The sequence below is a fragment of the Nonomuraea sp. NPDC049637 genome (genome assembly GCF_040675235.1).
Classification (GTDB): Bacteria; Actinomycetota; Actinomycetes; order Streptosporangiales; family Streptosporangiaceae; genus Nonomuraea.
In genome coordinates this window covers 75,483-99,859 of the sequence record NZ_JBFAOM010000012.1, presented here as the reverse complement: position 1 = coordinate 99,859, position 24,377 = coordinate 75,483, and the positions used below count along the sequence as shown (strand labels likewise).

At 71.2% G+C, this 24,377-nt stretch carries 25 protein-coding genes; 11 read left to right on the top strand and 14 right to left on the bottom strand.

What is annotated here, in order from left to right:
• Positions 1 to 98: 98 nt before the first annotated feature.
• Positions 99 to 2,324, bottom strand: a complete 2,226-nt coding sequence (gene pcrA / locus AB0J71_RS18795; RefSeq protein ID WP_364415241.1) for a DNA helicase PcrA — start codon at positions 2,322 to 2,324, stop codon at positions 99 to 101.
• Positions 2,325 to 2,449: 125 nt separating this feature from the next.
• On the opposite strand from pcrA, the gene AB0J71_RS18790 reads away from it, so the two are divergent.
• A complete protein-coding gene (locus AB0J71_RS18790; RefSeq protein WP_364415159.1) occupies positions 2,450 to 3,169 on the top strand; it encodes a PIG-L deacetylase family protein in 720 nt (239 codons plus the stop codon).
• 22 nt (positions 3,170 to 3,191) lie between these two features.
• On the opposite strand, the gene AB0J71_RS18785 is transcribed toward AB0J71_RS18790, so the two are convergent.
• The 6 genes from AB0J71_RS18785 to AB0J71_RS18760 all read right to left on the bottom strand — a co-directional run bounded on the left by AB0J71_RS18785 (position 3,192) and on the right by AB0J71_RS18760 (position 7,152).
• Positions 3,192 to 3,641: a PIN domain-containing protein gene (locus AB0J71_RS18785; protein ID WP_352323891.1), complete on the bottom strand. Its 450-nt coding sequence runs from the start codon at positions 3,639 to 3,641 to the stop codon at positions 3,192 to 3,194.
• Entirely contained in the window at positions 3,617 to 3,817 is a 201-nt protein-coding gene (locus tag AB0J71_RS18780) for a type II toxin-antitoxin system VapB family antitoxin (protein ID WP_352323892.1), read from the bottom strand. Before AB0J71_RS18780 ends, AB0J71_RS18785 begins: the two co-directional genes overlap by 25 nt.
• A gap of 179 nt (positions 3,818 to 3,996) precedes the next feature.
• On the bottom strand, positions 3,997 to 4,716 hold the full coding sequence (locus AB0J71_RS18775; RefSeq protein WP_352323893.1) for a CPBP family intramembrane glutamic endopeptidase: 720 nt from the start codon (positions 4,714 to 4,716) through the stop codon (positions 3,997 to 3,999).
• A gap of 67 nt (positions 4,717 to 4,783) precedes the next feature.
• Positions 4,784 to 5,041 (bottom strand): WhiB family transcriptional regulator, encoded by a 258-nt coding sequence (locus AB0J71_RS18770; RefSeq protein ID WP_352323895.1) that lies wholly within the window; start codon positions 5,039 to 5,041, stop codon positions 4,784 to 4,786.
• A gap of 66 nt (positions 5,042 to 5,107) precedes the next feature.
• On the bottom strand, positions 5,108 to 5,755 hold the full coding sequence (locus AB0J71_RS18765; RefSeq protein ID WP_352323896.1) for a neutral zinc metallopeptidase: 648 nt from the start codon (positions 5,753 to 5,755) through the stop codon (positions 5,108 to 5,110).
• Entirely contained in the window at positions 5,752 to 7,152 is a 1,401-nt protein-coding gene (locus AB0J71_RS18760; RefSeq protein WP_352323897.1) for a glutamate--cysteine ligase, read from the bottom strand. Before AB0J71_RS18760 ends, AB0J71_RS18765 begins: the two co-directional genes overlap by 4 nt.
• A 192-nt stretch (positions 7,153 to 7,344) precedes the next feature.
• Here AB0J71_RS18760 and galE point away from each other — a divergent pair, with 192 nt between their 5' ends.
• Positions 7,345 to 8,322: a UDP-glucose 4-epimerase GalE gene (gene galE, locus AB0J71_RS18755; RefSeq protein WP_352323898.1), complete on the top strand. Its 978-nt coding sequence runs from the start codon at positions 7,345 to 7,347 to the stop codon at positions 8,320 to 8,322.
• A 95-nt stretch (positions 8,323 to 8,417) separates the two neighbouring features.
• On the opposite strand, the gene AB0J71_RS18750 is transcribed toward galE, so the two are convergent.
• Genes AB0J71_RS18750 through AB0J71_RS18740 form a run of 3 tightly spaced genes read right to left on the bottom strand, consistent with a single transcriptional unit; the run spans position 8,418 to position 10,963 of the window.
• A complete protein-coding gene (locus AB0J71_RS18750; RefSeq protein WP_352323899.1) occupies positions 8,418 to 9,305 on the bottom strand; it encodes a hypothetical protein in 888 nt (295 codons plus the stop codon).
• Positions 9,306 to 9,355: 50 nt separating this feature from the next.
• A complete protein-coding gene (locus tag AB0J71_RS18745) occupies positions 9,356 to 10,126 on the bottom strand; it encodes a hypothetical protein (RefSeq protein ID WP_352323900.1) in 771 nt (256 codons plus the stop codon).
• A gap of 21 nt (positions 10,127 to 10,147) precedes the next feature.
• Positions 10,148 to 10,963 carry a hypothetical protein gene (locus tag AB0J71_RS18740; RefSeq protein WP_364415157.1) on the bottom strand — a complete coding sequence of 272 codons (816 nt, stop codon included), beginning with the start codon at positions 10,961 to 10,963 and terminating at the stop codon, positions 10,148 to 10,150.
• Between the two features lie 353 nt (positions 10,964 to 11,316).
• Here AB0J71_RS18740 and sucC point away from each other — a divergent pair, with 353 nt between their 5' ends.
• The 3 genes from sucC (at position 11,317) to AB0J71_RS18725 (ending at position 15,207) form a co-directional block, all read left to right on the top strand.
• Positions 11,317 to 12,498, top strand: coding sequence for an ADP-forming succinate--CoA ligase subunit beta (gene sucC / locus AB0J71_RS18735; protein WP_352323902.1), 1,182 nt, complete (start codon positions 11,317 to 11,319; stop codon positions 12,496 to 12,498).
• A gap of 3 nt (positions 12,499 to 12,501) precedes the next feature.
• A complete protein-coding gene (gene sucD, locus AB0J71_RS18730; RefSeq protein ID WP_125644468.1) occupies positions 12,502 to 13,377 on the top strand; it encodes a succinate--CoA ligase subunit alpha in 876 nt (291 codons plus the stop codon).
• A 192-nt stretch (positions 13,378 to 13,569) separates the two neighbouring features.
• Positions 13,570 to 15,207: a DUF6350 family protein gene (locus AB0J71_RS18725; protein WP_352323903.1), complete on the top strand. Its 1,638-nt coding sequence runs from the start codon at positions 13,570 to 13,572 to the stop codon at positions 15,205 to 15,207.
• On the opposite strand, the gene AB0J71_RS18720 is transcribed toward AB0J71_RS18725, so the two are convergent.
• Both AB0J71_RS18720 and AB0J71_RS18715 read right to left on the bottom strand, forming a co-directional pair.
• Complete coding sequence (locus tag AB0J71_RS18720; RefSeq protein WP_352323904.1) at positions 15,204 to 15,731, bottom strand: hypothetical protein; 528 nt, start codon at positions 15,729 to 15,731, stop codon at positions 15,204 to 15,206. The two genes, AB0J71_RS18725 and AB0J71_RS18720, sit on opposite strands and share 4 nt — an antisense overlap.
• A 33-nt stretch (positions 15,732 to 15,764) precedes the next feature.
• Positions 15,765 to 16,184: a hypothetical protein gene (locus tag AB0J71_RS18715; RefSeq protein WP_352323906.1), complete on the bottom strand. Its 420-nt coding sequence runs from the start codon at positions 16,182 to 16,184 to the stop codon at positions 15,765 to 15,767.
• A 76-nt stretch (positions 16,185 to 16,260) separates the two neighbouring features.
• On the opposite strand from AB0J71_RS18715, the gene purN reads away from it, so the two are divergent.
• The 3 genes from purN to AB0J71_RS18700 all read left to right on the top strand — a co-directional run bounded on the left by purN (position 16,261) and on the right by AB0J71_RS18700 (position 18,736).
• Complete coding sequence (gene purN, locus AB0J71_RS18710) at positions 16,261 to 16,890, top strand: phosphoribosylglycinamide formyltransferase (protein ID WP_352323907.1); 630 nt, start codon at positions 16,261 to 16,263, stop codon at positions 16,888 to 16,890.
• Complete coding sequence (gene purH / locus AB0J71_RS18705) at positions 16,887 to 18,431, top strand: bifunctional phosphoribosylaminoimidazolecarboxamide formyltransferase/IMP cyclohydrolase (protein ID WP_352323909.1); 1,545 nt, start codon at positions 16,887 to 16,889, stop codon at positions 18,429 to 18,431. Before purN ends, purH begins: the two co-directional genes overlap by 4 nt.
• A 128-nt stretch (positions 18,432 to 18,559) precedes the next feature.
• Positions 18,560 to 18,736 carry a hypothetical protein gene (locus tag AB0J71_RS18700; RefSeq protein ID WP_352323910.1) on the top strand — a complete coding sequence of 59 codons (177 nt, stop codon included), beginning with the start codon at positions 18,560 to 18,562 and terminating at the stop codon, positions 18,734 to 18,736.
• An 8-nt stretch (positions 18,737 to 18,744) separates the two neighbouring features.
• On the opposite strand, the gene AB0J71_RS18695 is transcribed toward AB0J71_RS18700, so the two are convergent.
• The gene (locus AB0J71_RS18695) at positions 18,745 to 20,241 is read right to left on the bottom strand and encodes an FAD-dependent oxidoreductase (protein WP_364415155.1); all 1,497 of its coding nucleotides are present in this window, start codon (positions 20,239 to 20,241) and stop codon (positions 18,745 to 18,747) included.
• Between the two features lie 346 nt (positions 20,242 to 20,587).
• Here AB0J71_RS18695 and AB0J71_RS18690 point away from each other — a divergent pair, with 346 nt between their 5' ends.
• Positions 20,588 to 21,073: a MarR family transcriptional regulator gene (locus AB0J71_RS18690; protein WP_364415153.1), complete on the top strand. Its 486-nt coding sequence runs from the start codon at positions 20,588 to 20,590 to the stop codon at positions 21,071 to 21,073.
• A gap of 54 nt (positions 21,074 to 21,127) precedes the next feature.
• Here AB0J71_RS18690 and AB0J71_RS18685 read toward each other — a convergent pair whose 3' ends face one another.
• Positions 21,128 to 22,027: an ROK family protein gene (locus AB0J71_RS18685; RefSeq protein ID WP_364415151.1), complete on the bottom strand. Its 900-nt coding sequence runs from the start codon at positions 22,025 to 22,027 to the stop codon at positions 21,128 to 21,130.
• A 272-nt stretch (positions 22,028 to 22,299) separates the two neighbouring features.
• On the opposite strand from AB0J71_RS18685, the gene AB0J71_RS18680 reads away from it, so the two are divergent.
• Together AB0J71_RS18680 and AB0J71_RS18675 are read left to right on the top strand one after the other, a co-directional pair.
• A complete protein-coding gene (locus tag AB0J71_RS18680; protein ID WP_352329176.1) occupies positions 22,300 to 23,145 on the top strand; it encodes a bifunctional methylenetetrahydrofolate dehydrogenase/methenyltetrahydrofolate cyclohydrolase in 846 nt (281 codons plus the stop codon).
• Positions 23,146 to 23,221: 76 nt separating this feature from the next.
• Positions 23,222 to 24,373 (top strand): C45 family peptidase, encoded by a 1,152-nt coding sequence (locus AB0J71_RS18675; RefSeq protein WP_352329178.1) that lies wholly within the window; start codon positions 23,222 to 23,224, stop codon positions 24,371 to 24,373.
• Positions 24,374 to 24,377 lie beyond the last annotated feature (4 nt).

The following is a 24,377-nucleotide window of genomic DNA, read 5'->3' as shown; positions in this document are numbered from 1 at the left end:
GCCGCCAAGCGCCCTGCTCGCTCCTGAACACCGCAAACCAGGTGTCGTCGTCGGGCGCCCGGCCTCCGTCGAGGGTGGGCGCCCGTTGACGCCCAGGGTCAGAGCTTCTCCAGCGGGGCGTACGCCAGCAGCAGCGTCTTCTCGCCGTCGGCGCCGAAGTCGATCTTGACCTTGGTCTTCTCCGCCACCCCGTCCACGGCCACCACCGTGCCGAGCCCCCACTTGTCGTGCGTCACCCGATCGCCGGGCGTCAGCGACAACATCTGCCGCGACCCGCCGCCGCTCCTGGGCGCCGGCCGCGCGGCCGGTTCCCGCCGCGTCGCCGCGCTCCAGGCCGACTTCTCGGGGTCGGTACGCCAGTCGATGAGCTGCCCCGGCACCTCGTTGACGAACCGCGAGGCCGGATTGAACGACGGCGACCCCCACGAGCTGCGCACCGCCGCCCGCGTGAGGTAGAGCCGCTTCTGCGCCCGGGTGATGCCGACGTAGGCCAGCCGCCGCTCCTCCTCCAGCTCCTTCGGCTCGCCCAGCGACCGGACGTGCGGGAACACGCCGTCCTCCATCGCGGTCAGGAAGACGACCGGGAACTCCAGGCCCTTGGCAGTGTGCAACGTCATGAGCGTGACGACGCCCTGCCCGCCGTCGGCGTCGGGGATCTGGTCGGCGTCGGCGACCAGCGACACCTGCTCCAGGAACTCCACCAGCGTGCCCTCGGGGTTGGCCTCCTCGAACTCCGAGGCCACCGAGATCAGCTCGTTGAGGTTCTCCAGGCGGGACTCGTCCTGGGGGTCTTCTGAGGCCTCCAGCTCGGCGCGGTAGCCGGTGGCCACCAGGATCTCCTCGGCCAGCGTCGACGGCGGCACGCCCTCGGCCTTGGCGATCAGCTCCTCCAGCATCGCCACGAACTCGCGCACCGCGTTGAGCGAGCGCGTCGCCATGCCGTAGGCCTCGTCGGCCCGCCGCAGCGCGTCCCAGAACGAGATGCGCTCGCGCGAGGACAGCGCCTCGATCATGGCCTCGGCCCGCTCGCCGATGCCGCGCTTGGGCACGTTGAGGATGCGCCGCATCGACACGACGTCGGCCGGGTTGGCCAGCACCCGCAGGTAGGCCAGCAGGTCCTTGACCTCTTTGCGCTCGTAGAAGCGCACGCCCCCGACCACCTTGTACGGCAGCCCGGTGCGGATGAAGATCTCCTCGAACACCCGGGAGGCGGCGTTGGTGCGGTAGAACACCGCGACCTCGCTCGGCTTGACGCCCTCCTCGTCGCTGAGCCGGTCGACCTCCTGGGCCACGAACATGGCCTCGTCGTGCTCGTTGTCGGCGACGTAGCCCACGATCTTGGGGCCGTCGCCCTGGTCGGACCAGAGGTTCTTCGGCTTGCGGCCCTCGTTGCGCGCGATCACCGCGTTGGCCGCGGCCAGGATGTTCTGGGTGGAGCGGTAGTTCTGCTCCAGCAGGATCGTGCGGGCGTCGGGGTAGTCGCGCTCGAACTCCAGGATGTTGCGGATCGTCGCGCCGCGGAAGGCGTAGATCGACTGGTCGGCGTCGCCCACCACGCACAACTCGGACATGTCGGCGCCCGGACGCACGACGTCGCCGTCGGCGGTGCGCACCTCGGGATGGCCGACCAGCTCGCGGATCAGGATGTACTGGGCGTGGTTGGTGTCCTGGTACTCGTCGACCAGCACGTGCCTGAACCGCATCCGGTAGTGCTCGGCCACCTCGGGGAAGAGCTGGAACAACGTCACCGTGTTCATGATGATGTCGTCGAAGTCCATCGCGCCGGCCTCGGTCAGCTTGAGCTGATAGGCCTTGTACGCCTGCGCGAGCGTCTTCTCCAGGTGCGAGCCCGCCCGGTCGAGCGCGGTCTCGTAGTCGACCAGCTCGTTCTTGAAGTTGCTGACCTGCGCCGAGAACGAACGCGGCGGGTAGCGCTTCGGGTCGAGCTCCATCTCCCTGCAGACCATCGCCATCAGCCGCTGCGAGTCGGCCTGGTCGTAGATCGAGAAGCTGGACGGGAAGCCCAGCCGCTTGGCCTCGCGCCGCAGGATGCGCATGCAGGCGCTGTGGAACGTCATCACCCACATCGCCTTGGAACGCGGCCCGACGAGCTTGTCGATGCGCTCCTTCATCTCGCGGGCGGCCTTGTTGGTGAAGGTGATGGCCAGGATCTCGCCCGGATGGGCGTTGCGCTCGGCCAGCAGGTAGGCGATGCGGTGGGTGAGCACCCGCGTCTTCCCCGACCCCGCCCCCGCCACGATGAGCAGGGGGCTGCCATGATGGATCACGGCCTCGCGCTGCTGGGGGTTGAGGCCGTCGAGCAAGGGGTGGTCAACAGAGACTTGGGTCGGCACCCACCTAGGTTAAGACGCGCCACCGACAAACGGCGCCCGGAATGACTCCGGCGGGGTGCCGGTTGTCCTCCGTACAGGGTCCAGGAAGGGAAGCCATGCTGCCGGAAGCCGAGATCAACCGGGTACTTGTCGTCACCGCGCATCCCGACGACGTCGACTTCGCGGCGGCGGGAAGCGTGGCGCTGTTCGTGGAGCGGGGCGTGGAGGTCACGTACCTGCTCGTCACCGACGGCGACGCCGGCGGCAACGAGCGCACCCTGGACAACTCCGGCATGGCCGAGCTCCGCAGGACCGAGCAGCTCGCCGCGGCCAAGGCCGTCGGCGTGACGGACGTGCGCTTCCTCGGCTACTCCGACGGCCGGGTGGTGCCCTCGCTCGACCTCCGGCGCGACATCGCGCGGGTGATCCGCCAGGTACGCCCCGACCTGGTCATCACCCACCACCCCGACCGCAACTACCAGTTCGTCGCCCCCAGCCACCCCGACCACCGGGCCGTGGGCGGGGCCGCGCTCGACGCGGTCTACCCCGACGCCCGCAACCCCTACGCCTTCCCCGAGCTGCTGCGCGAGGAGGGCCTGGAGGCGTGGACGGTCAGGGAGGTCTGGCTGAACGGCGGCTCCACCCCCAACCACTGGGTGGACGTCACCGCGGTCATGGACCGCAAGCTCGCGGCCTTGCAGTCGCATGTCAGCCAGGTCGCCCACGTCGAGGGCTTCGTCGACTTCGTCCGTGGCCGCTTCGCCGCCTGGGCCGAGCAGGCCGGGTTCGGCGAGGGCCACTTCGCGGAGGGCTTCCAGGTCGTGCCCACGGCCTGACCCCGGCCTGTCGGCCCCCGGCTCAGGGGATCGAGCCGGGCGGCACCACCCAGAGCGCCGGCTGCCCGGTGACCTCGGAGATGACGTCGAAGTCCCGGTCGTAGTGCAGGATCGTCGCCTGATGCACCTCGGCACAGGCGGCGATCAGCAGGTCGCCCGACCCGGCCGCCCGGTGGCGCGACCTTCCGGCGAGCATCGCCTGCACCTCCAGGGCCCTCGGCCCGACCTTCTTGTGCGCGATGGACAGCAGGCGGAAGCCCTCCCGCAGGTAGCGGGCGTCCCGCTGGTGGCCCTTGAGGTCACGGGCGCTGTAGAGCACCTCCAGTTGCGTGACCTCGCAGACCGCGAGCGTCCTGTTGAGGATGAGCGGTTCGAGGGCCCGGTGGACCGCTGGATGCGGCATGCGGGCCAGGGCGCTCTTGTCGATCAGGTAGAGCACTCCGGTGGTCACCACGCATGCTTCATGATCCATGGATCCAGAAGATGCGTATTGTCCCGGGTACGCCAGTATTCGAAGGCTTCGCGGCGTTTGCCCCTTGCTGCGACTTCCGACAGGGCCGCGTTCACCGTCTCCTTCAGGGTCGATGTCCCCAGCTCGTGTTGGGCCAGCTCCAGAAGACCTGTGTCGATGTCGATCACCGTACGCATGCAGCACCACCTCCGTACCTCCATCGCATATCAGAAGTCCTGATCTTGATGTACGCATGCGGAGAGCCGGTGTGAGCTCCCGCAATGCGCGTCTCGGGTGAAGGTAAGGGCATCGAGGCGAATTCTCTGGACCGTTCCAAAGATGAGAGGAAGGATTCTCATCCGCCGAGGTGGAAACCTCATCCCCCGCTGGAAGAAGTCTCTACCTGGCCGTCGCGCGCAGTCGTTGCGGAGAGCCGCGCGAAGAGGTAACCGAGCGAATTGGTCGCCAGGTGCAGCATCGACGGCGCCAGCAGCCCGCCACGGCGCCGGAGCTCGCAGAAGAGCACCCCCGCCGCCGCCGTCGACACCACGCTGCCCGCCACCACCCGCGCGACGTCGAGCCGGCCGGGCGACTCGCCCGCGGTCAGCGCGCCGAGCGCCGGGTTCGCGCGGGCCATGTCGATCGCCGGGAGGATGTGCCAGAGGCCGAACAGGGCCGAGGAGAGCGCCGTGGCGGCGGCCGGGCCGTGCCGGCGGGCCAGCATGCCGTGCAGCGCGCCGCGGAACCCGACCTCCTCCAGCAGGACCGTGCCCAGGGGGACCTGGATCAGGGCCTCCTCCAGAGCGCGGGCACGCGAGAGCGACAGGGCGCGCTCGTCGTGGAAGAGCGGCCTGGTGCGGGGCACGGCGATGCCCACGGTGTAGACGGCGGCCACCGCCGTCGCCAGCACGCCGCCGACGGCCGCTCCGCGGGACGCCTTCTCGAACCCCAGCTCACGCCACGACACCTGGTGCCGGCGTGCCATGGCCACGAGCGCGGCGGTGGCGGCGGCGGACGTGAGGGGGGCGAGCCTGGGGGCGATCTTGTTGTTGAGGACGTTGGCGGCGGTGAGGACGGCGATCGAGCGCAACAGCACCCTTGCAGGCTACGTCGCACCACGGAACGGCGGCGTCCGGTGGGGGCGGGGTGGTCGGTGGGCGGGGTCAGGAGGCGGCGGAGTTGCGCCAGCCTGCGGGGAAGCGGGTGCGGCGGCGTTCCTGCGGGGTGAGGCCGCCCCAGATGCCTTCCGTCTCGCCCTCACGTAAGGCGTAGGAGCGGCACTCGTCGATGACCGGGCAGCGGGCGCAGACCGCCTTCGCGCGGGCCTCCTGCAACGGTGAGGGCGCGAGCGGGAAGAAGAGGTCAGGGTCGCTGGACCTGCACGCGCCTCTGCGCAGCCAGCCGATCTCCTCCAGTGGCATGCACCCACCGTAGAGGCAGGTCATGATCAGACACATCATCCTCTGGGCTGACCCGCGCGTACACCCTCAGCAGGCGCGGACGCCGTTCTCATAGCCGCCGGCGAAGGAGGCCTGGCGTTGCTCGGCGGTGCCGTGGGCGGCGGGGTTCAGCCAGTCGTCCGTGGGGTCGCCGGCGGCCTCCAGGCTGGTCATGAGCTCGTCCTCGTCGCCGGGCTGGGCACGCAGGGAGCCTGAGCCGACCAGGGCCGCCAGCGTCCCGCCGGCGTAGCAGTCGGCCTGCAGCTCGGCCTGGACGTTCAGCTCGAAGCCGGTCCTGAGCTGGGCCTGGACGGCGTGCCCGAACTCGTGGGGGATGATCACGTACACCGAGCCGTCGCCCATGTCGTTCCACAGGGACTCCATCCAGGCCTGGTCGTAGGCGATGAAGTGGCCCTCGGGGCAGTAGAAGGCGTTGTTCGGCACGGACGGCTCGCCCCCACAGGAAGGCCCCGAACTCCCGGAGTAGGGGATGAAGTCGGCGATAGGCCGATATCTCATCCCCTGCTGGTCGAAGAACTCCGTCCAGAACGACTCGGTGAGCGTGCGCGCGGCCCGGATGTCGTCCTCGAACGTGTCGGCCCCCTGGACGTCCCTGGACGCGGGCCGGGTGAGGCCGCAGCCGGCCAGCAGCAGGACGAGGGCCAGGACGAGGAGGCGGGGTCGCACGAGGTTCACACGTCCCAAGTGTGCACCGGATCGTTGCCGTGCATGCGGTCGATGTAGTCCAACGTCATGGCGCGTAACGCCTCGTGGCGGTCGCCGCCCTGCGCGCGCACCCGTTCGACCTGCCAGGTCGCGCCTGTGCGGCCGGTCAGGCAGCGTCCCTCGATGATGCCGAGCAGCCGGTCGGCGACCGGCGTGTGCACCCCCCACGCGGCCAGGCCCTCGCGCGCCATGGGCAGCAGCCGGCGCAGGATCAGCTCGGCCGCCGGCACCTCGCCCAGACCCGGCCAGTACAGCCGGGCGTCCAGGCCGTGCCGGGCCGCGGCGGCGAGGTTGTCCTCGGCGGTGCGGAAGGACATCTGGCTCCAGATCGGCCGCTCGGCCGACGGGAGCACGCGCATCAGGCCGTAGTAGAACGCGGCGTTCGCGGCGATGTCGGCCACCGTGGGCCCGGCGGGCAGGACGCGGTTCTCCACGCGCAGGTGCGGCACGCCGTCCACGACCGCGTAGACCGGTCGGTTCCAGCGGTAGATGGTGCCGTTGTGCAGGGTCAGCTCGTGCAGCTGGGGGATGCGGCCCTGGTCCAGCTCGGCCCGCGGGTCCTCCTCCTCGCACAGGGGGAGCAGCGCCGGGTAGTAGCTGACGTTCTCCTCGAACAGGTCGAAGACGCTGGTGATCCAGCGTTCCCCGAACCACACCCGCGGCCGCACGCCCTGCGTCTTCAGCTCGGCCGGACGCGTGTCGGTGGCCTGCTCGAACAGCGCGATCCTGGTCTCGCGGTGCAGTTCCTTGCCGAACAGGTAGGGGGAGTTGGCCGCGACGGCGACCTGGGGGCCCGCGATGACCTGGGCGGCGTTCCAGTGCGGCGCGAACGCCTCCGGGCTCACCTGGAGGTGGAGCTGGACGCTGGTGCACGCGGCCTCGGGCGCGACGCTGTCGGCGTGGGTGTCGAGGCGTTCCACGCCCTCGATGCACAGGTGCAGATCCTCGCCGCGGGCGGCGAAGATCTGCTCGTTGAGCAGGCGGTAGCGCGGGTTGGCCGACAGGGTGCCCTCGCTGATGTCCTGCTCGCGCAGCGTGGGCAGGATGCCGACCAGCACCAGGTGCCCGTCCTGGGAGCGGGCGCGCTCCTCGGCGTGGTTGAGCCGCCTTCGTACGTCCGCCTCCAGGTGCAGCGGGCCGTCGCCGGTCAGCTCCCTGGGCTCGACGTTGATCTCGATGTTGAACTGCCCCAGCTCGGTGGCCCAGTCCGGCTGCTCGATCGCGGCCAGCACCTGGGCGTTGCGCATGGCGGCCTCGCCGCGGGCGTCCACGATGTTGAGCTCGATCTCCAGGCCGGCCTGGGGGCGGTCGAACTCGAAGCGCGACTCGCGCAACATCTGGGCGAAGACGTCGAGACATCGACGCACCTTTTCCCGATATTTCCGGCGATCGTCCCGGCTGAACACGACGACTGGCACGTCCCTGCCCATACCAGGAAATGTCGCACGACTGGGCCGACATGACCAGCCGGAGATCGGCACGATGTCCCCGCGTGCCGGATCCCACGAAGATCATCGAGACGGCGCGCGGCCCCGTGACATCCCCGTAGGGTTCGGGGCATGCGCGTATTGATTACCGGTGGGGCGGGCTACATCGGCAGCACGATCGGGTCGGCGTGCCTCGACGCCGGCATCGAGCCCGTGATCCTCGACAGCCTCGTGACGGGCCGCAGGGAGTTCGCCGAGGGACGGGTCTTCTACGAGGGCGACATCGACGACGGCGCCCTCGTCGACAAGATCTTCGCCGAGCACCCCGACATCGAGGCCGTCGTCCACTGCGCGGCCCTGATCGTCGTGCCCGACTCCGTCGCGGACCCGGTCGGCTACTACCGCGCGAACGTCGCCAAGAGCCTGGAGCTCACCGACCACCTGCTGCGCAACGGCTGCGAGCGGATGATCTTCAGCTCGTCCGCGTCGATCTACCAGGCCGGCGCGGACCACACCGTGGACGAGAGCTCGCCGCTCGCCCCGCAGAGCCCGTACGCGCGGACCAAGGCGGTCTGCGAGGCCATGTTCGCCGACATCGCCGCCACCCGCCCGATCCGCATCCTGTCGCTGCGCTACTTCAACCCGATCGGCGCCGACCCGGCCATGCGCACGGGCCTGCAACTGCGCCGTCCCAGCCACGCCCTGGGCAAGATGATCGAGGCGTACGAGGACGGCGTGCCGTTCGCGATCACCGGCACCGACTACCCGACGAGCGACGGCACGGGCATCCGCGACTACGTCCACGTCTGGGACCTGGCCGCCGCGCACGTGGCGGCGCTGCGCCGGTTCGACTCCCTGGACGCCGACGTGATCAATCTCGGCACCGGCGCCGGCACGACGGTCCGCGAGCTGGCCGAGGCGTTCAACCGGGTCGTCGACCGGCCGATCGACGTGGTCGAGGCGCCCGCCCGGCCCGGCGACGTGGCGGGGGCGTACACGCGCAGCGACCGGGCGCGGCGGCTGCTCGGCTGGGAGACCAGGTTCACCGTCGAGGAGGGCATCAGGCACTCGCTGGAGTGGGCCGCCCTGCGCGACTCCCGCCTGGCCTGACCCGGCCTGACCTGGCCTGACCCGCGCGCCCGCCGGGCGCCGCGCCCCTCCCGCCAAGCGGCGACGGGAGAGGCGCGGGCCTCGGCGGCGGGGTGCTACTTGGCGACGCTGACGCCGAACGGCAGGTCGAGGGAGGAGATGTCGTCCTTGCCGTTCTCGAACTCGCTGGAGACGTCGTCACCCGTCGGAGCCTTGATCGACACGGCGTCGCCCCAGCCGGTGAACCGGGTGTCGACCCGCACGCCGCCGTCCTTCGCGGAGCCCGAGCCGGTGATCGCGGTCTGCGGGAACGTGGCCACCAGGCGCACCGGCAGGCCGGCCGCGTTCACGGTGAGCTTCCAGCTGATGACGCTCTTCAGCTGCTTGGCCTTGGGGCTCGGGTCGATCGCGCTCGACCGGTACCAGGGCGAGATCTTCCGCAGGTCGCGGACGGTGATCTTGCCGGCGTAGCCGCCGCTCACCGGCTTGGCGGTCTTGAGCAGGGTCTTGAGCGTGGCCTGCTCGGCGACGTTCACCGGCTGGCCGAACGTGCCGGTGAGGCCGCCCGTCGGGCCGTGCGGGGCCTTGAACCAGGTCTCGCCCTCGGGCAGGACCTTGCTCCACATGCCGCCGGACAGGTACGACGTGGTGCCGATCCGGATCGTGCGCTCGGGCGTGGCCAGGGCCTTGAGCGTCTCCGGCGCGTCCTCGCCCAGGTCGGACAGGTTGATGGCGAACTTGGCGGTGATGTCCGAGGCGGCGAGGCCCGACTTGCTGAACTGGAAGGTTCCCGTGCGCCGGATGAAGACCTCGCTGCGCACACCGTCGCTGACGCTGATGCGCTCGCTGAACTTCACTCCCTTGCCGGGGACGAGCTGCTTCTTCACGGCGGTCACGGGGTTCTTGGGCGCGGCCGCCTGGGCCGGAGCCGCCAGCAGCGCGGGGGTGGCGGCCACCAGGGCGGCGGCCGTCGCCAGCGCGACGCCGGTGAGGGTTCGCTTCATGTGCGGTTGTGTCCTTGGTTCGAGGGGGATTGTGGCGACAGCTCGGCGGCTCAGTCGAACAGGCCGAGCGAGCTGGTGGAACCGTCGGGGATGTCCTGGCGGAGCTTCTCGGCTCTGGCCCGCTTCTCGGCCATCAGGTCCTTGTAGGTGATGACCTCGTCCACCGGAGGCGCCTTGACGCTGACCTTCGCGCCCCAGCCCGAGAGCCGGGTCTCGACGACGATCCGCGAGCCCGGCGCGAGGTTCTGGCCGGTGACGACGCGGTCGGGCAACGCCTGGGCGTTCAGGCCCAGGCGGTAGCGGAAGCCTTCGTACGCGCCGGCCCCGCGCGCCTGCGCGAGGGTCAGCGCGCCCTGGCGGAGGCCGTCCTCGGGGGCGGCGGCATGCGAGAGCAGGGCCTTGACCGTCTTGGGCGCCAGCACGTCGACCGGCTGGGCCGAGGTGATCACCTTGCCCTTGAGGTGCTCCATGAGCACCCACGTCCGGCCCATGGGCATGTCGTCGGCCAGGCCGGCCGCCTGCACGTAGACCTTGCCGCCGACGCTGATCCAGCGTTGCCGGCTGTCGTCCTCGCCGATCGTCCTGAACACGACGTCGGCCGCGACGGGCCCGGACGCGCCGAACTGCACGGAGCCGGCCATGCGGGTGACCTCGTCGTCGCGCGGGCGCTTCGACTCGGTCCGCGCGGTCTCGGAGATCGTCACCCCGTGGCCCGGGGCGAACTGCCGCTTCAGGGCGGCGACCGGGTCCGTGGCCGCCTGTGCGGGGACGGCCGGGATGAGTGCCGCGGCCGTCACCGCGGCCGCGAGCATTCGCTTCATGAGGGGTCCTTAGGAGGGGGGCTACCTGACGTTGCCCAGGGAGTTGAGTGAGCCGTCCGGGATGTTCTGCGGGACCGTGCTGTCGTCGCCGAGGTCGGCGACGTCGGTCACCTGGTCGGCCGGCGGGGCCTTGACCTTGACCTTGACGCCCCAGCCGGTGAAGCGGGTCTCGGTCGTGCTGTGGCTGGTGCCGAGGATGCCGTAGTCGAGGGTCCAGTCGCTGACGACCCTGGTGACCAGGCCCTTGGAGTCCACGGCGAGCAGGTACGAGACCTTGACCTTGGCGACCTTCTTGTTGACGCTCTGGCCGTAGATCTTGCCCAGTTCCTTCACCGTGACCGAGCCGCGGTAGATGCCGCCCTTGGTGCTCGCGGCGTGGGAGACGAGGGCCTTCAGCACCTTGGGCTCGAAGACGTCCAGCATCTGGTTGGAGGTGCTGATCCGCATGCCGGTGTCGGGGTAGCGGACCCACTTCCTGCCCTCGGGCAGGCCCTCGCTGTAAAGGCCGCCCTGCGCATATACGTGCTTGCCCACGGTGATGACCCGGGCCGGCATGAGCGACGCGAACACGTCGGCGTTCTTGCCGATGCCGTGATTACGTACGTCCGAGGCGACGATTCCGGACCTGCCGAACTCCAGAACGCCGGACGTCTTCGTGGCGCCGGTGCTCTTGCCGTCCATCGAGGAGCGGGACGTCTCGGTGAACCGTACGCCGTGCCCGGCGACGTACTGCTTCTTCAGCGCCTTCGCCGGGTCCGCGGGCGCGGCCTGGGCCGGGGTCGCGGTCACGAGCGCCGCCGCGGAGGCCAGGGCCAGGCCCGCGATAATTCGCTTCATCCGATTCCTTCAGATCAAGAATGAGGGGAGCAGGAATCCTGCCAATTGAAGATCACGACCATATATCGACAGACACCGCATAAGGCGGCAAATTGGTGCACTTTCGGTGCAGGGAGGGACATGGTGAAGTGAGATCACCGTCACATAGCGGAAGAACCGTGCCCCGATGACCTGTGCAGGTCAAGCTTGGGGCTAGGCTTCACTGGCGGAAACGCCCGGCACGCACCCCTGAGCGTAGGAGCTCGCCGTGAGAGAGCGAGGCACGAAGCCGACACGAGCGGCGAGCGGACGCGACCGTCAGCGCAGTTGCCCGGGCCGTCGAACATCAGTCGGATAAGCAAGGACGGACCCTCGTGGACCTGTTCGAACATCAGGCGAAGGAGCTCTTCGCTGACTACGGCATCCCGGTGCCACGCGGCATCGTCGCCAACACCGTGGAGGAGGTGCGGGCGGCGGCTGAGGAGCTGACCGGCCGCGTTGTCGTCAAGGCCCAGGTCAAGACCGGCGGTCGGGGCAAGGCCGGCGGCGTGAAGGTGGCCGACGACGCCGCCGACGCCGTCGAGAAGGCCACCGCCATCCTCGGCATGGACATCAAGGGCCACACGGTCCACAAGGTGCTCGTGGAGGAGGCCAGCGCGATCGCGGAGGAGTACTACTTCTCCTTCCTGCTCGACCGCGCCAACCGCACCTTCCTCGCGATCTGCTCCGCCGCCGGCGGCATGGACATCGAAGAGGTCGCCCACAGCACGCCGGAGAAGGTCGCCAAGGTGCCGGTCTCGGCCCTCGACGGCATCGACCGCGCCAAGGCCCGCGAGATCGCGGTGGCCGGCGGGCTGCCCGAGAAGTCGCTCGACGGCGCCGCCGAGCTCATCGAGAAGCTGTGGCACTGCTTCGTCGACGAGGACGCCACGCTGGTCGAGGTCAACCCGATGATCCTGTCGGCCGACGGCCAGGTGAAGGCCCTCGACGGCAAGGTCACCCTCGACGAGAACGCCGGCTTCCGCCAGGCCGACCACGAGGCGCTGGCCGACAAGGCCGCCGAGGACCCTCTGGAGGCCAAGGCCAAGGAGAAGGACCTCAACTACGTCAAGCTCGACGGCAACGTCGGCATCATCGGCAACGGCGCCGGCCTGGTCATGTCCACCCTCGACGTGGTGGCCTACGCGGGCGAGGCGTTCCCCGGCAAGCCGTCCCCGGCGAACTTCCTCGACATCGGCGGCGGCGCCTCGGCCGAGGTCATGGCCGCGGGCCTGGAGATCATCCTCTCCGACCCGAGCGTCAAGTCGATCTTCGTGAACGTCTTCGGCGGCATCACCGCCTGCGACGCCGTGGCCAACGGCATCGTCTCGGCGTTCAAGCTGCTGGAGAGCCGCGGCGAGGCCGTGACGCACCCGCTGGTGGTCCGCCTCGACGGCAACAACGCCCAGCTCGGGCGGCAGATCCTGGCCGACGCCGCGCTCCCGCGGGTCGAGCTGGTTGACACGATGGACGACGCGGCCAAGCGGGCCGCCGAGCTCGCTGCGGTAGGTGCGTGAGTCATGGCTATCTGGCTGACCGAGAACAGCAAGATCATTGTTCAGGGCATGACCGGCGGTGAGGGCACCAAGCACACCCGCCGCATGCTCGCCTCCGGCGCGAAGGTCGTCGGCGGCGTCAACGCCCGCAAGGCGGGCATCACGCACGAGGGCCTGCCCGTGTTCGGCACGGTGAAGGAGGCCATGGAGCAGACCGGCGCCGACGTGTCGGTCGTCTTCGTGCCGCCGGCCCACACCAAGGCCGCCGTCAAGGAGGCCGTCGACGCCGAGATCCCGCTCTGCGTCGTGATCACCGAGGGCATCCCGGTCCACGACTCGACCGAGTTCTGGGCGTACGCGGTGGCCAAGGGCAACAAGACCCGCATCATCGGGCCCAACTGCCCCGGCATCGCCTCGCCCGGCGCGTCCAACGCCGGCATCATCCCCGCCGACATCACCACCGCCGGCCGCATCGGCCTGGTCTCGAAGTCCGGCACGCTGACCTACCAGCTCATGTACGAGCTGCGCGACTTCGGTTTCTCCACCGCGGTCGGCATCGGCGGCGACCCGGTCATCGGCACCACGCACATCGACGCGCTCCAGGCCTTCCAGGACGACCCCGACACCGACGCGATCGTGATGATCGGTGAGATCGGCGGCGACGCCGAGGAGCGGGCCGCGGCCTACATCGAGCAGCACGTCACCAAGCCGGTCGTGGCCTACGTCGCGGGCTTCACCGCCCCCGAGGGCAAGACGATGGGCCACGCCGGCGCCATCGTCTCCGGCTCGGCCGGCACCGCCCAGGCCAAGAAGGAGGCCCTGGAGAAGGTCGGCGTCCGCGTCGGCAAGACCCCCTCCGAGACGGCCCGCCTGATGCGCGAGATCATGCAGTCCCGCTAGTCACGCATGGAAGAGCCCCGTCTGGCCGCCGCCATGCGGGGCTTTTCCATGTCCGGAGGCCGCCGGGGCGGTGCGTAAAGGGCGGGGAAAGGGGGCGAGGCGCGTTCGCGGGGGGTCTCACGGGCGACAAAGTGGACCCTCTGCGGCGCGTCAACCAAGCGATGGTTGGGAAAGATTGAGAAAATCGCATCTGTGACGGCCATTCTCGACCAGTTGCGTACCGCCCCCAAGTCGGTGCTCGGCAAGCTCCCCGGGGTCTCGACCGACGACGACGAGTCGAGGCGGCCGCTACCCGTGTCGGGCATGCTCGCCGCCGCCTGCACGCTCGGCGTCGGCCTGGCCGTGCTCACCACGCTCACCCTCGTCGGCTGGATCGCCGCGCCGCGCGGCACGCTCGGCGCGGGCCTGCCCGGCGTGTTCCGCGCGGCGGCGCAGCTCTGGCTGGCCGCGCACCACGCGGGGTTCGCGATGCCCGGCGGCCGGGTCGGGCTGCTGCCCCTCGGGCTGATGGTGCTGCCCGCCTTCCTGCTCTACCGCGCCGGCCGCTGGATGGCCCGCGACGCCGACCTGCGGCTGCGCCTGCCCGCCCGGCTGCCCAAGAACAGCCCGCGCGAGCAGGCCAACGCCCGCCGCCGCGCGCAGCTCGTGCTGGTCGGCCAGGCGGGCGTCTCGCTGGCGGCGCCGTACGCGCTGCTGGCCGGGCTGATCGCGCTGGTGGCGCGCAACGAGATCACCCAGCCGTTCATCGGCGAGGCGCTGCTCAGCCACTTCGTGCTGGCCTTCCTGGCGGGCTCGCTGGCCACCGCGCGCATGATCGGCCCGTGGCGGATCATGCTCAAGCTGCTGCCCGAGCGGCTGCGGGCCGTCACGGTCGGCACGGCGGTCGCCACCACGGCGCTGCTGGTCTGCGGGCTGGGGCTGGTGCTGGTCGCGGTCGTGCTGAACTTCGGCCAGGTCAGGGAGCTGTCGAACGTGCTCGCGCCGGGCTTCGTCGGCGGCGTGCTGCTGTTGCTGCTCCAGCTCCTCTACCTGCTCAACGCCGTGATCTGGGCCTCCTCCTACATCGCCGGCCCCGGCTTCGCCATCGGCGCGGACACGCTGGTCGCCCCGACCGGCGTCGAGCTCGGCACGGTGCCGAGCCTGCCGTTGCTGGGCGCGCTGCCCGAGAGCGGGCCCGTGCCCGCGTGGATGATGGCGGTGATCGCGCTGCCGTTCGCGGCGGGCGCGGTGGCGGGCGTGTTCGTGGCCCGCATCTCGCCCTCGCATTCGTACGAGGCCGCCCCCCTGTGGGGCTTCCTGACCGGCGTCTGCACCGGCCTGGTCGCCGGCCTGCTGGCCGCGCTGTCCGGCGGGCCCATCGGCGGCGGCCGGCTGTCGGCGATCGGCCCGTCCCCCTGGGAGGTGGCCCTGTCGGTGGCCCTGGAGGTGGGAGTGGCGGCCGGCATCTCGGCGGGCGTGGCCAACCTGCTGCTGCTCAACAAGAAGGCCCGCGCGCCGCTCGACAAGGCCGCCGCGCCGGTCCGCAAGGCGGGGGCGGCCATCGCCAAGGCGGCCAGCAAGGTGGGCCTGGCCGAGTCCGACCCGCGCCCGCTGCCCGGCCACTGGATGGACGCCACCGAAGCCGACACCCAGGAGATCCCGGTCATCAGGGACGACTGGCAGGACGAGCACGCCTCCGCCGAGGCCGAGACCCTGGCCCAGGCCCGCCCGCGCCCGGCCGAGCCCTCAGCCGGCCCGGCCCGCCCGCCGCGCAAGGACATCGTGGACGAGTCCGACGACCGCGGCGGTCACGTCATCTACGTCGACCCCTACGCCTGGGACCGCGACTAGCCGGGGCCGGCGGGCCGCGCCGGGACGCCGCCCACCGCGGCGAGCACGGACCTCGTCGCCTGCTCGCCCTGGCCCACCCAGTGCGGGTCGAGCCTGGCGCCCTGCTCGATCGACCAGTACCACGACACCTCGGCCAGCAGCGCGCCGCAGGCCGCGACCACCGTCGCCGTCGTCCCCACGTCGCCGTTGTCCGAGCTGCCCGGCTCGGTGACCAGCACCTCCACCGCGCGCCATCCGGGCTCCGCGAGATCGAGGACCGTGCTGCCCGTCACGACGCCCTCCGGCTGCCGCCCGCACTGGCCGGCTGCCCGCGTCGAGGCGTCCAGCAGCACGCCGGCCCGGTCCGGCGAGGTCACCCAGAACCTGACGGACGGCGACGCAGGAAGCTCGGCGACCCGCAGTCCGGCCGCGTACGCGGGCACGCCGCGCGGCGGCAGCCGCGCCTTCGTCCCGGCCTCCGTCCGGCACGGCGCCAGCAGCAGAAGGGCTGCCGCCGCCGGTCCGAGCCGCCTGAGACGATTCATGCCGGTGGGACGTGCGGGCCGCGGGCCCTGTGTCTAGGACTGCATCGCCCCGAGCAGCTGGAGGACGTCGGGCGGCAGCTTGCGCTGCGCGGCGTCCCTGAACTGGGTGAAGCACTCGCCCTGGGCCGAGACTGTGCCCGCGCCCTTCATGCACTCCTGGTAGGCGGAGTATTCGTCCATCAGGTAGAGCTGCATCCCCGTGGCCATGGCCGACAGGGCCAGCGCGATGGAGGAGATGGTGATGCCGCCGACGGCCGTGCCGGTGGGCTTGTGGGCGCTGCGCAGCCGCGGCAGCGCGCGGATGCCCGACATGAGCGCGAACAGGGCCATGACCAGGCCGGCGAGCGGCAGCATGAACGTCATGGCCAGCGCCGCGATGGACAACCAGATCGCACGGCGACCCGCTGAATCGGCGGGCTGCTGACCCGCCGGTGCCTGCACCGGTGTCGACACCTGACCTCCTCTGCGTCGCCGGGCGAGGAACAGATACCCTGTCAGCCCCACCCTGTTTCCATTCTTTGGAGTGTGCGTGTCAAAGGCTGGGCGGCTCGTCGTCCTCGTCTCCGGCTCTGGAACCAACCTACAGGCCCTGCTGGACGCTTCCGCCGACCCGTCGTACGGTGCGCGCGTGGTGGCGGTGGGCGCGGATCGGGACGGCATAGAGGGCCTGGCCAGGGCCACCAGGGCAAACGTCCCGACATTTGTTGAAAAACTGAGCGATCATGCGACTCGGGCGGACTGGGATGCCGCCCTCGCCGACAGGATCGCATCGTACGAGCCCGACCTGGTGGTGTCGGCGGGCTTCATGAAGATTTTGGGTGCGCCCACGCTCGACGCGTTCCCCGTGCTCAACACCCATCCGGCGCTGCTGCCGTCCTTCCCCGGCGCCCACGGCGTGCGCGACGCGCTGGCCCACGGGGTGAAGGTGACCGGCTGCACCGTGATGCTGGCCGACGCGGGGATCGACACGGGGCCGATCGTCGCCCAGGAGGCGGTGCCCGTGCTGCCGGACGACGACGAGCCGGTCCTGCACGAGCGCATCAAGACCGTCGAGCGCCGCCTGCTCGTCGACATCGTCGGCCGGATGGCCCGCGAGGGCTGGACGGTCAGCGGACGCACCGTCCGCATCGGCAACCAATCAGGAGGGGAAAGCACGTGACTCGCATCGCCATCCGGCGCGCGCTGATCGCTGTCTACGACAAGTCCGGGCTCGAAGAGCTGGCCAGGGCACTCGACGGCGCCGGCGTGGAGATCGTGTCGACAGGCGGCACGGCCGCCGCGATCGCGTCCCACGGGATCCCGGTGACCAAGGTGGAGCAGCTCACCGGCTTCCCCGAGTGCCTCGACGGCCGGGTCAAGACGCTGCACCCGCGCGTGCACGCCGGCCTGCTGGCCGACCTCACCAAGCCCAGCCACGTGGCCCAGCTCGACGAGCTGGAGATCGACCCGTTCCAGCTCGTGGTGGTCAACCTCTACCCGTTCCAGCAGACGGTGGCCTCCGGCGCCTCCGACGAGGAGTGCGTCGAGCAGATCGACATCGGCGGGCCCGCGATGATCAGGGGCGCCGCCAAGAACCACGCCACCTGCGCGGTCGTGGTCGACCCCGCCGCCTACGGCGACGTGCTCACCGCGCTGGAGGAGGGCGGGTTCACGCTGCACGAGCGCCGCCGCCTGGCCGGTGTCGCCTACGCCCACACCGCCGCCTACGACGTCGCCGTGGCCAACTGGTTCGCTGGGCCGTACGCGGGCGGGGAGGAGGAGTTCCCCGAGTTCACCGGCGTCGCGTACGAGCGCAAGGCGACCCTGCGCTACGGCGAGAACCCGCACCAGCGCGCCGCCCTCTACACCGCCGGCTCCGGCGGCCTGGCCAACGCCGAGCAGCTGCACGGCAAGGAGATGTCCTACAACAACTACCTCGACTCCGACGCGGCCTGGCGGGCGGCCTGGGACTTCGCCGAGCCCTGCGTGGCCGTCATCAAGCACCAGAACCCGTGCGGCATCGCCGTCGGCGCCGACGTGGCCGAGGCACACCGCAAGGCCCACGCCTGCGACCCCGTCTCGGCCTACGGCGGCGTGATCGCGGTCAACCGCGAGGTCACCGTCGAGCTGGCCCGGCAGATCGCCGACGTGTTCACCGAGGTCGTCGTGGCCCCCGGCTTCAGCGCGGAGGCGCTGGAGGTGTTGCGGGCCAAGAAGAGCCTGCGCCTGCTGCGCTGCCCGGAGGGGCCGTCCCAGCCGCTGGAGTTCCGCCGCGTCGACGGCGGCCTGCTGCTGCAGGCGGTCGACCGGATCGACGCCGCCGGCGACGACCCGTCGGCGTGGGAGCTCAAGACCGGCGCGGCCGCCTCGCCCGAGCTGCTGGCCGACCTGGCCTTCGCCTGGCGCGCCTCGCGCTCGGTGAAGTCGAACGCGATCCTGCTGGCCGCCGGCGGCGCCACGGTGGGCGTGGGCATGGGCCAGGTCAACCGGGTCGACTCCTGCCGCCTCGCGGTGAGCCGGGCGGGGGAGCGGGCGGCCGGCTCGGTCGCCGCCTCCGATGCGTTCTTCCCGTTCCCCGACGGGCCGCAGGTGCTGATCGAGGCCGGGGTCAAGGCGATCGTGGAGCCGGGCGGCTCGATCCGGGACCAGGAGGTGATCGACGCCTGTGAGCAGGCGGGCGTCACCCTCTACTTCACCGGCACCCGCCACTTCTTCCACTGATCACCGGTTCATCGGATAAAGGGCAACAAGAGATCACTTGTTGCCTTTTATCCGTTTTGGCGGCGAGCATCGGCACTCCCCGGTTACCCTGATTGCCGCCCTGCTGTGCTGATTCCCCCGGAGTTTCCATGCTCGACGCGACCCTGCATGCCTTCGTGACCATGAACGGCTTCTCGACCAGCCCGTTCGTCCTGCTGGTCCTCGCCTTCATCGGTGCCTACCTCGGCAGCCGGGTCGTCGAGCTCATCCCGTACACCCGCCGGATCATCGAGCGTCGCGAGGCCCGCTTCGCCGAGCGCGACTAGGCGCCGCGTCACCGCACGGGACGGACGCCGACGCCGTCGAGGTAGGTCTCGATCGTGCCGAGTTCGGCGGTGCCGGCCACGGCCGCGACGTATCCGTCCGGCCGGATGAGCGCCCACTGCCCGGGCGACAGCCCGTACGCGCTCCGGACGTGGCCCCCGGTGTCGAGGATGTCGTCGCCGACGACGTGGACGCGCAGGCCCCTGCGCGGAGCCGGGCCCGCGGCGGCGCCGGGCTCGTAGCCGAGCAGGGTCCAGTGCGGTCCCTGGAACAGGCTGAACAACCGCGTGGGCAGCCCGCCCGCGCCGGTGACGGGAGCGTCGGGCGCGCGGTCGCCGGACGCCACGCCCTTGCCGGGCTCCAGGCCGGCCGGCGACAGGGACGAGTCCGGGTAGCCGACGTCGAGCTGGGTCACCTCGCGGCCCCGGCGCATCTCGCGGTTCCTGGCCGCTTCCAGCAGCTTCTCGGACAGGCCGAGGACCGCCTCGGCGACCGGCCGGCGCTCCTCCTCGTAGGTCGCCAGCAGTGACTCCGGTGCGCCGTCGAGCACGGCGGCGAGCTTCCAGCCGAGGTTGTAGGCATCCTGGATGCTCGTGTTCAGGCCCTGACCGCCGGTCGGCGGATGGCAGTGCGCGGCATCCCCGGCCAGGAGCACGCGCCCACACCGGTAGGCGTCGGCCAGCCGGGCCTGCATCGTGAACACCGACGCCCAGGACACCTCCCGGATCACGACGCCGTCCTGGCCGCCGCGCTCGTGGAGCAGGGCGGTGAGCCCTTCGGCCGAGAGGTCGACGTCCATGTCGAGGGGGACCGGGGCCATGTACTGGAACAGGTCGGTGCCGTGCAGCGGGCACAGCGAGACGCTGCGCTCGGGCTGCTCGTCGCCCCAGCGGTGCCACACGCGCGAGGAGGCGCCGTCGGCGCGCACGTCGGCCACGAGCGCCCGCACGCCGAGGGACTTCCCGCGGAACTCGATGCCGAGGGCCTTGCGGACGAAGCTCGATCCGCCGTCGGCGCCGACCAGGTAGGCGGCTCGCACGCTCCGCTCCCCGCCCGGGGTGGCGATCCGTGCGGTCACGCCGTCGGGGTCCTGCTCGAAGCCGACGAGTTCGCAGCCGTACTCCGGGGCGTGGCCGAGTTCGGCCAGCCGCTCCCGCAGCCTGCGCTCGGTGAGGAACTGCGGAACGAGCAGCGGGATCTGGTACGGCTCGGCGGGCGTCGGCTCCGGCGGGATCCCGGCGTGCTTGTCGACCGGTCCGTCGGGGGTGTAGGTGCGCAGGGGAGGATACTCGCCCCCCGAGGCGACGATCCGGTCGATCACGGCGAGGTCCTCGAACACCTCCTCGGTGCGCGGCTGGATGCCCTTGCCGCGCGAGCCGGCGAACGGGTGCGGGGCCTTGTCGATCAACCGGAACGCGATGTTCCTGCGGGCGAGATCGATGGCGAGGGTCAATCCCGCCGCGCCGGAACCACAGACGAGCACCTCAAGGTCTTCGTTGCGTGCCACGGTTCACTCTCCGTCGGTGACGGTCGGCCGGGCAGGGGTCCCGCCCGATCCGAAATTATGTGTATTTAGCACGGAGTATGTGCCGTGGATGGAGTGGCCGTCAAGCCGCCCCTGGTGCCTTGGAGCCTTCGCGATCATCGATTAGAACGAGCTGAGCTGGGCTTGTATGGCGCTGTTGCATGGTCCAGGTGTCGCTGTCCCGGCGCCGGAAATTATGTGTATTCTGAGTACATCTCTGCATCCTCGCCGTGCGAAGGAGGCGTCTTCGCGGGCCTGCCGTAGGGGGCCGGTATCCTTGGCACCTCCCCGTCCGTCCGCAAGGGCAGGTAAGGCATCGGTGGCGAGCATGGCTTCCCAACACCGCCGGCACATCACGTTCCGGCGCCTGCACGAATCGCTCGTCGACCTGATCGCGCTCATGAACCTGCCGCAACGCGACGAGGTCCTCATGGCCGAGGCGGGCATCGATCTCGACCGCGCGTTGTTCAAGCTGATCGTCGGAATCCGGCGGTTCGGGCCGATCGGCGTGGTCGAGCTCGCCGAACGGGCAGGCCGCGACCACACCACCGTCAGCCGGCAGGTGGCCAAACTCGCCGAGCTCGGCCTGGTCGAGCGGCGTGCGAACCCGGCGGACCGGCGGGTCAAGGAAGCCGTGATCACCAGTGCGGGCCGTCGCGTCACGGACGCGCTCGACGAGGCCCGGCAGCGGCTCGTGGACTCCGCGTTCGCCGAATGGAGCGACCGGGACCTCGTTCAGTTCGAGCAACTGATGCGCAGGTGCGTGGACGACATGCTCGCCATGTCCGCGGCCGAGAAGGAAGAGAGCGGCTAGGGCGTCGAAGTCCGGAGGCCGTCCGGGAGGCCGCCGCCGAGGCCGCCCGGACCGCTAGCCGGACAGGCGCCAGGCCAGCCGTGCGGCCCCCGCCAGGCCCGCGCGCACGCCCAGCGTGGTCGGCCGCACCTGGACTGCCCGGACGAACGCCAGCCCCGCCACGTCGTCGAGCGCCCGCTCCAGCGGGCCGAACAACACCGCGCCGGCCGCCGACACGCCGCCGCCGATGACCACGGTGTCGAGCTCGACCGCGGCCGCCGTGGAGGCGATCAGACCGGCCAGCGCACGGGCGCCGCGCTCGAAGGCCGCCAGCGCCACCGGATGCCCGGCGGACGCGTCGGCGGCCAGCGCCCTGGCATCGCGGTCGCCGGCGGGCGCCCAGCCGTGCTCCAGGGCCCAGCGGGCCAGGTTGGGGCCGCTGGAGTAGCGCTCGACGCAGCCCCGGCCGCCGCACTCGCAGCGCTCGCCGCCGGGATCGACGCTCATGTGGCCGACGTGCCCCGCGTTGCCCGCCGGCCCGAGCAGCGGCGCGCCGCCGATCACCAGGCCGCCGCCGATGCCGGTGGACACGACGACGCCGAGCAGCGACGTGCTGCCCTGCCCGGCCCCCAGCCAGTGTTCGCCGAGCGCCATGCACTGGGCGTCGCCGGCCAGCACCACGGGCAGGCCGGTCAGCCGCCGCAGCTCGTCGCGCAGCGGGAAGCCGCGCCAGCTCGGCATGTTCACCGGGCTCACCGTGCCCGTGGTGAGGTCGAGCGGGCCGGCGCAGCCGACGCCGACGGCCTGCGGCGGCGGGCCCCCGCCGGTCACCTCCGCGACCAGGGCCGCCAGCGCGGACATGACGTCGGCGGGCGGCGTGGGCCGCGTGGCCGAGCGCAGCAGGGAACCGGCCTCGTCGACCAGCGCGGCGGCGAGCTTGGTGCCGCCGATGTCGACGGCGAGTACGCAGGTCATCCGGGTACGCGGCGGCCGGGCCGGCGGAGGCCGCCGAGGCGTGACAGGGGGGAGCGGGCGCGCAAGGGGAACCTCCGGAGAGCATGGTGTCGGCGCCCGACACGGGCATGGTGTCGGCGCCCGACACGATATGCCCTTCCTTGATCGATGACAACGATGTCATCGTTCGCCTGTGGACAACGGACGCCGCCTGCCTCCCATCTGTGGAAAAAACTGTGGACGGACGCGCGGCCGGTGACGGGAAGCCGACCAGTCATGGAAGGATTGACGGCATGAGCGCAGTGAAACTCGACGGCAAGGCGACAGCCGCCAGGATCAAGGCAGACCTCGCGACCCGGGTGGCCGCGCTCAAGGACCGCGGCATCACGCCCGGCCTGGGCACCGTCCTGGTGGGCGACGACCCGGGCAGCCAGATCTACGTCGCGGGCAAGCACCGCGACTGCGCCGAGGTCGGCATCGCCTCCATCCGCGTCGACCTCCCGGCCACCGCCACCCAGAAGGACGTCGAGGCGGCCGTCGACGAGCTCAACGCCTCCCCGGCCTGCACCGGCTACATCGTCCAGCTCCCGCTGCCCAAGCAGATCGACACGATGGCGCTGCTGGAGCGCATGGACCCGGCCAAGGACGCCGACGGCCTCCACCCGGTCAACCTCGGCCGCCTCGTCCACATGGTCGACGCGCCCCTGCCCTGCACGCCCCACGGCATCGTGCTGCTGCTCCAGGAGTACGACGTGCCGATCAAGGGCGCCGACGTCGTCGTGGTGGGCCGGGGCATCACCGTCGGCCGCTCGCTCGGCCTGCTGCTGACCCGCCGCAGCGAGAACGCCACGGTGACCCTCTGCCACACCGGCACCCAGGATCTGGCCGCCCACGTGCGCCGGGCCGACATCGTCGTGGCCGCGGCCGGCGTGCCCGAGCTCATCACGCGTGACATGGTCAAGCCCGGCGCGGCGGTCCTCGACGTGGGCGTCTCACGGGTCCACGGCAAGATCGCCGGTGACGTGGCGCCCGACGTCGAGGAGGTCGCCGGTTTCCTCACCCCCAACCCGGGCGGGGTCGGGCCGATGACCCGCGCGCTGCTGCTGTCCAACGTCGTGGAGGCGGCCGAGCGTTCCTGAGTGATCGGGGGATACAGCCCTGATGGGGGGAATGGGAAGAAGAGCCAGCCCTACCCCCATCACGGAAGGCCGATTCATGGACACCCCGCTCATCGCTGTCGAGGGCACCTACGAGGAGATGGGGGCCGAGGTCGGCCACCGCACCGCCGACCTGGTCGCGCGGAGCGTCGAGACCTACCTGCGGCGTTTCCGCGACAAGTCCGGCCTCTCCTCGGCCGACGTGCTGCGCTGGGGCCAGACCTTCCTCGACGTGGCCAGGGCGTACGACCCGAGCATCGCCGCCATGCTGGAGGGGCTGGCGGCGGGCGCGGGGCAGCCGGTCGAGCACATCGCGGCGCTCAACGCCCGTACCGAGCTGCTCGACGGCACCGGCTACCACGACGACGGCTGCACCGCGCTGGCCGTCCTGCCCAAGTACACCCGCGACGGCCACACCCTGCTCGCCCAGAACTGGGACTGGCATCCCGAGCAGGGCGCGGTCACCTTCCTGCTGGCCACCCGCGACACCGAGGGGTTCGCGGTGCTCACGCTGGCCGAGGCGGGCATGCTCGCCAAGTCGGGGCTCAACTCGGCGGGGCTCGGGGTGTGCGCCAACCGCCTGCAGTCCGACCGCGACCAGGCGGGGGCGGGGGTCCCGTACCACTTCCTGCTGCGCGGGGTGCTGCAGTCCGACCGCATGAGCCGGGCCCACCGCAAGGTGCTCGACGTGCCGCGCGTCTCCTCGGGCAACCTGCTCATCGCCGACGCCGGAGGCGAGGCCATCGACCTGGAGGTGGCTCCGGGCGCGTTCGGCGCGCTGCTGCCGCGCGACGGCCTGCTCACCCACGCCAACCACTTCGAGGCCGAGCTGCCGGTGGAGGACATGAAGGCGGCCAGGTCCGGCCTGACCCTGCTGCGCCCAGAACGCGTGCGCCACCTGCTGGAGGACACCGCCGCCGAGCGCGCGGTCGGCCTCGAACACGTCGTCGCCGCCCTGCGCGACCACTACTCCTTCCCCGACGGCGTCTGCCGCCACCTCGACCCCGACGCCGGCCCGGCCGAGGAGTGCCACACGGTCTACTCCGTCGTCATGGACCTCGACGCCCGCGAGCTGGCCATCGCCGGCGCGCCGCCGTGCGCCCGCCCGTACGAGCGGTGGGCCCTCGACGAGGTCTTCAAGCCGGACGCCACCCCCGAGCTCTGCTTCGACCCCGCGGCCGACGACGGTCGCCGCCCCCCGGCCTGGTGACGGC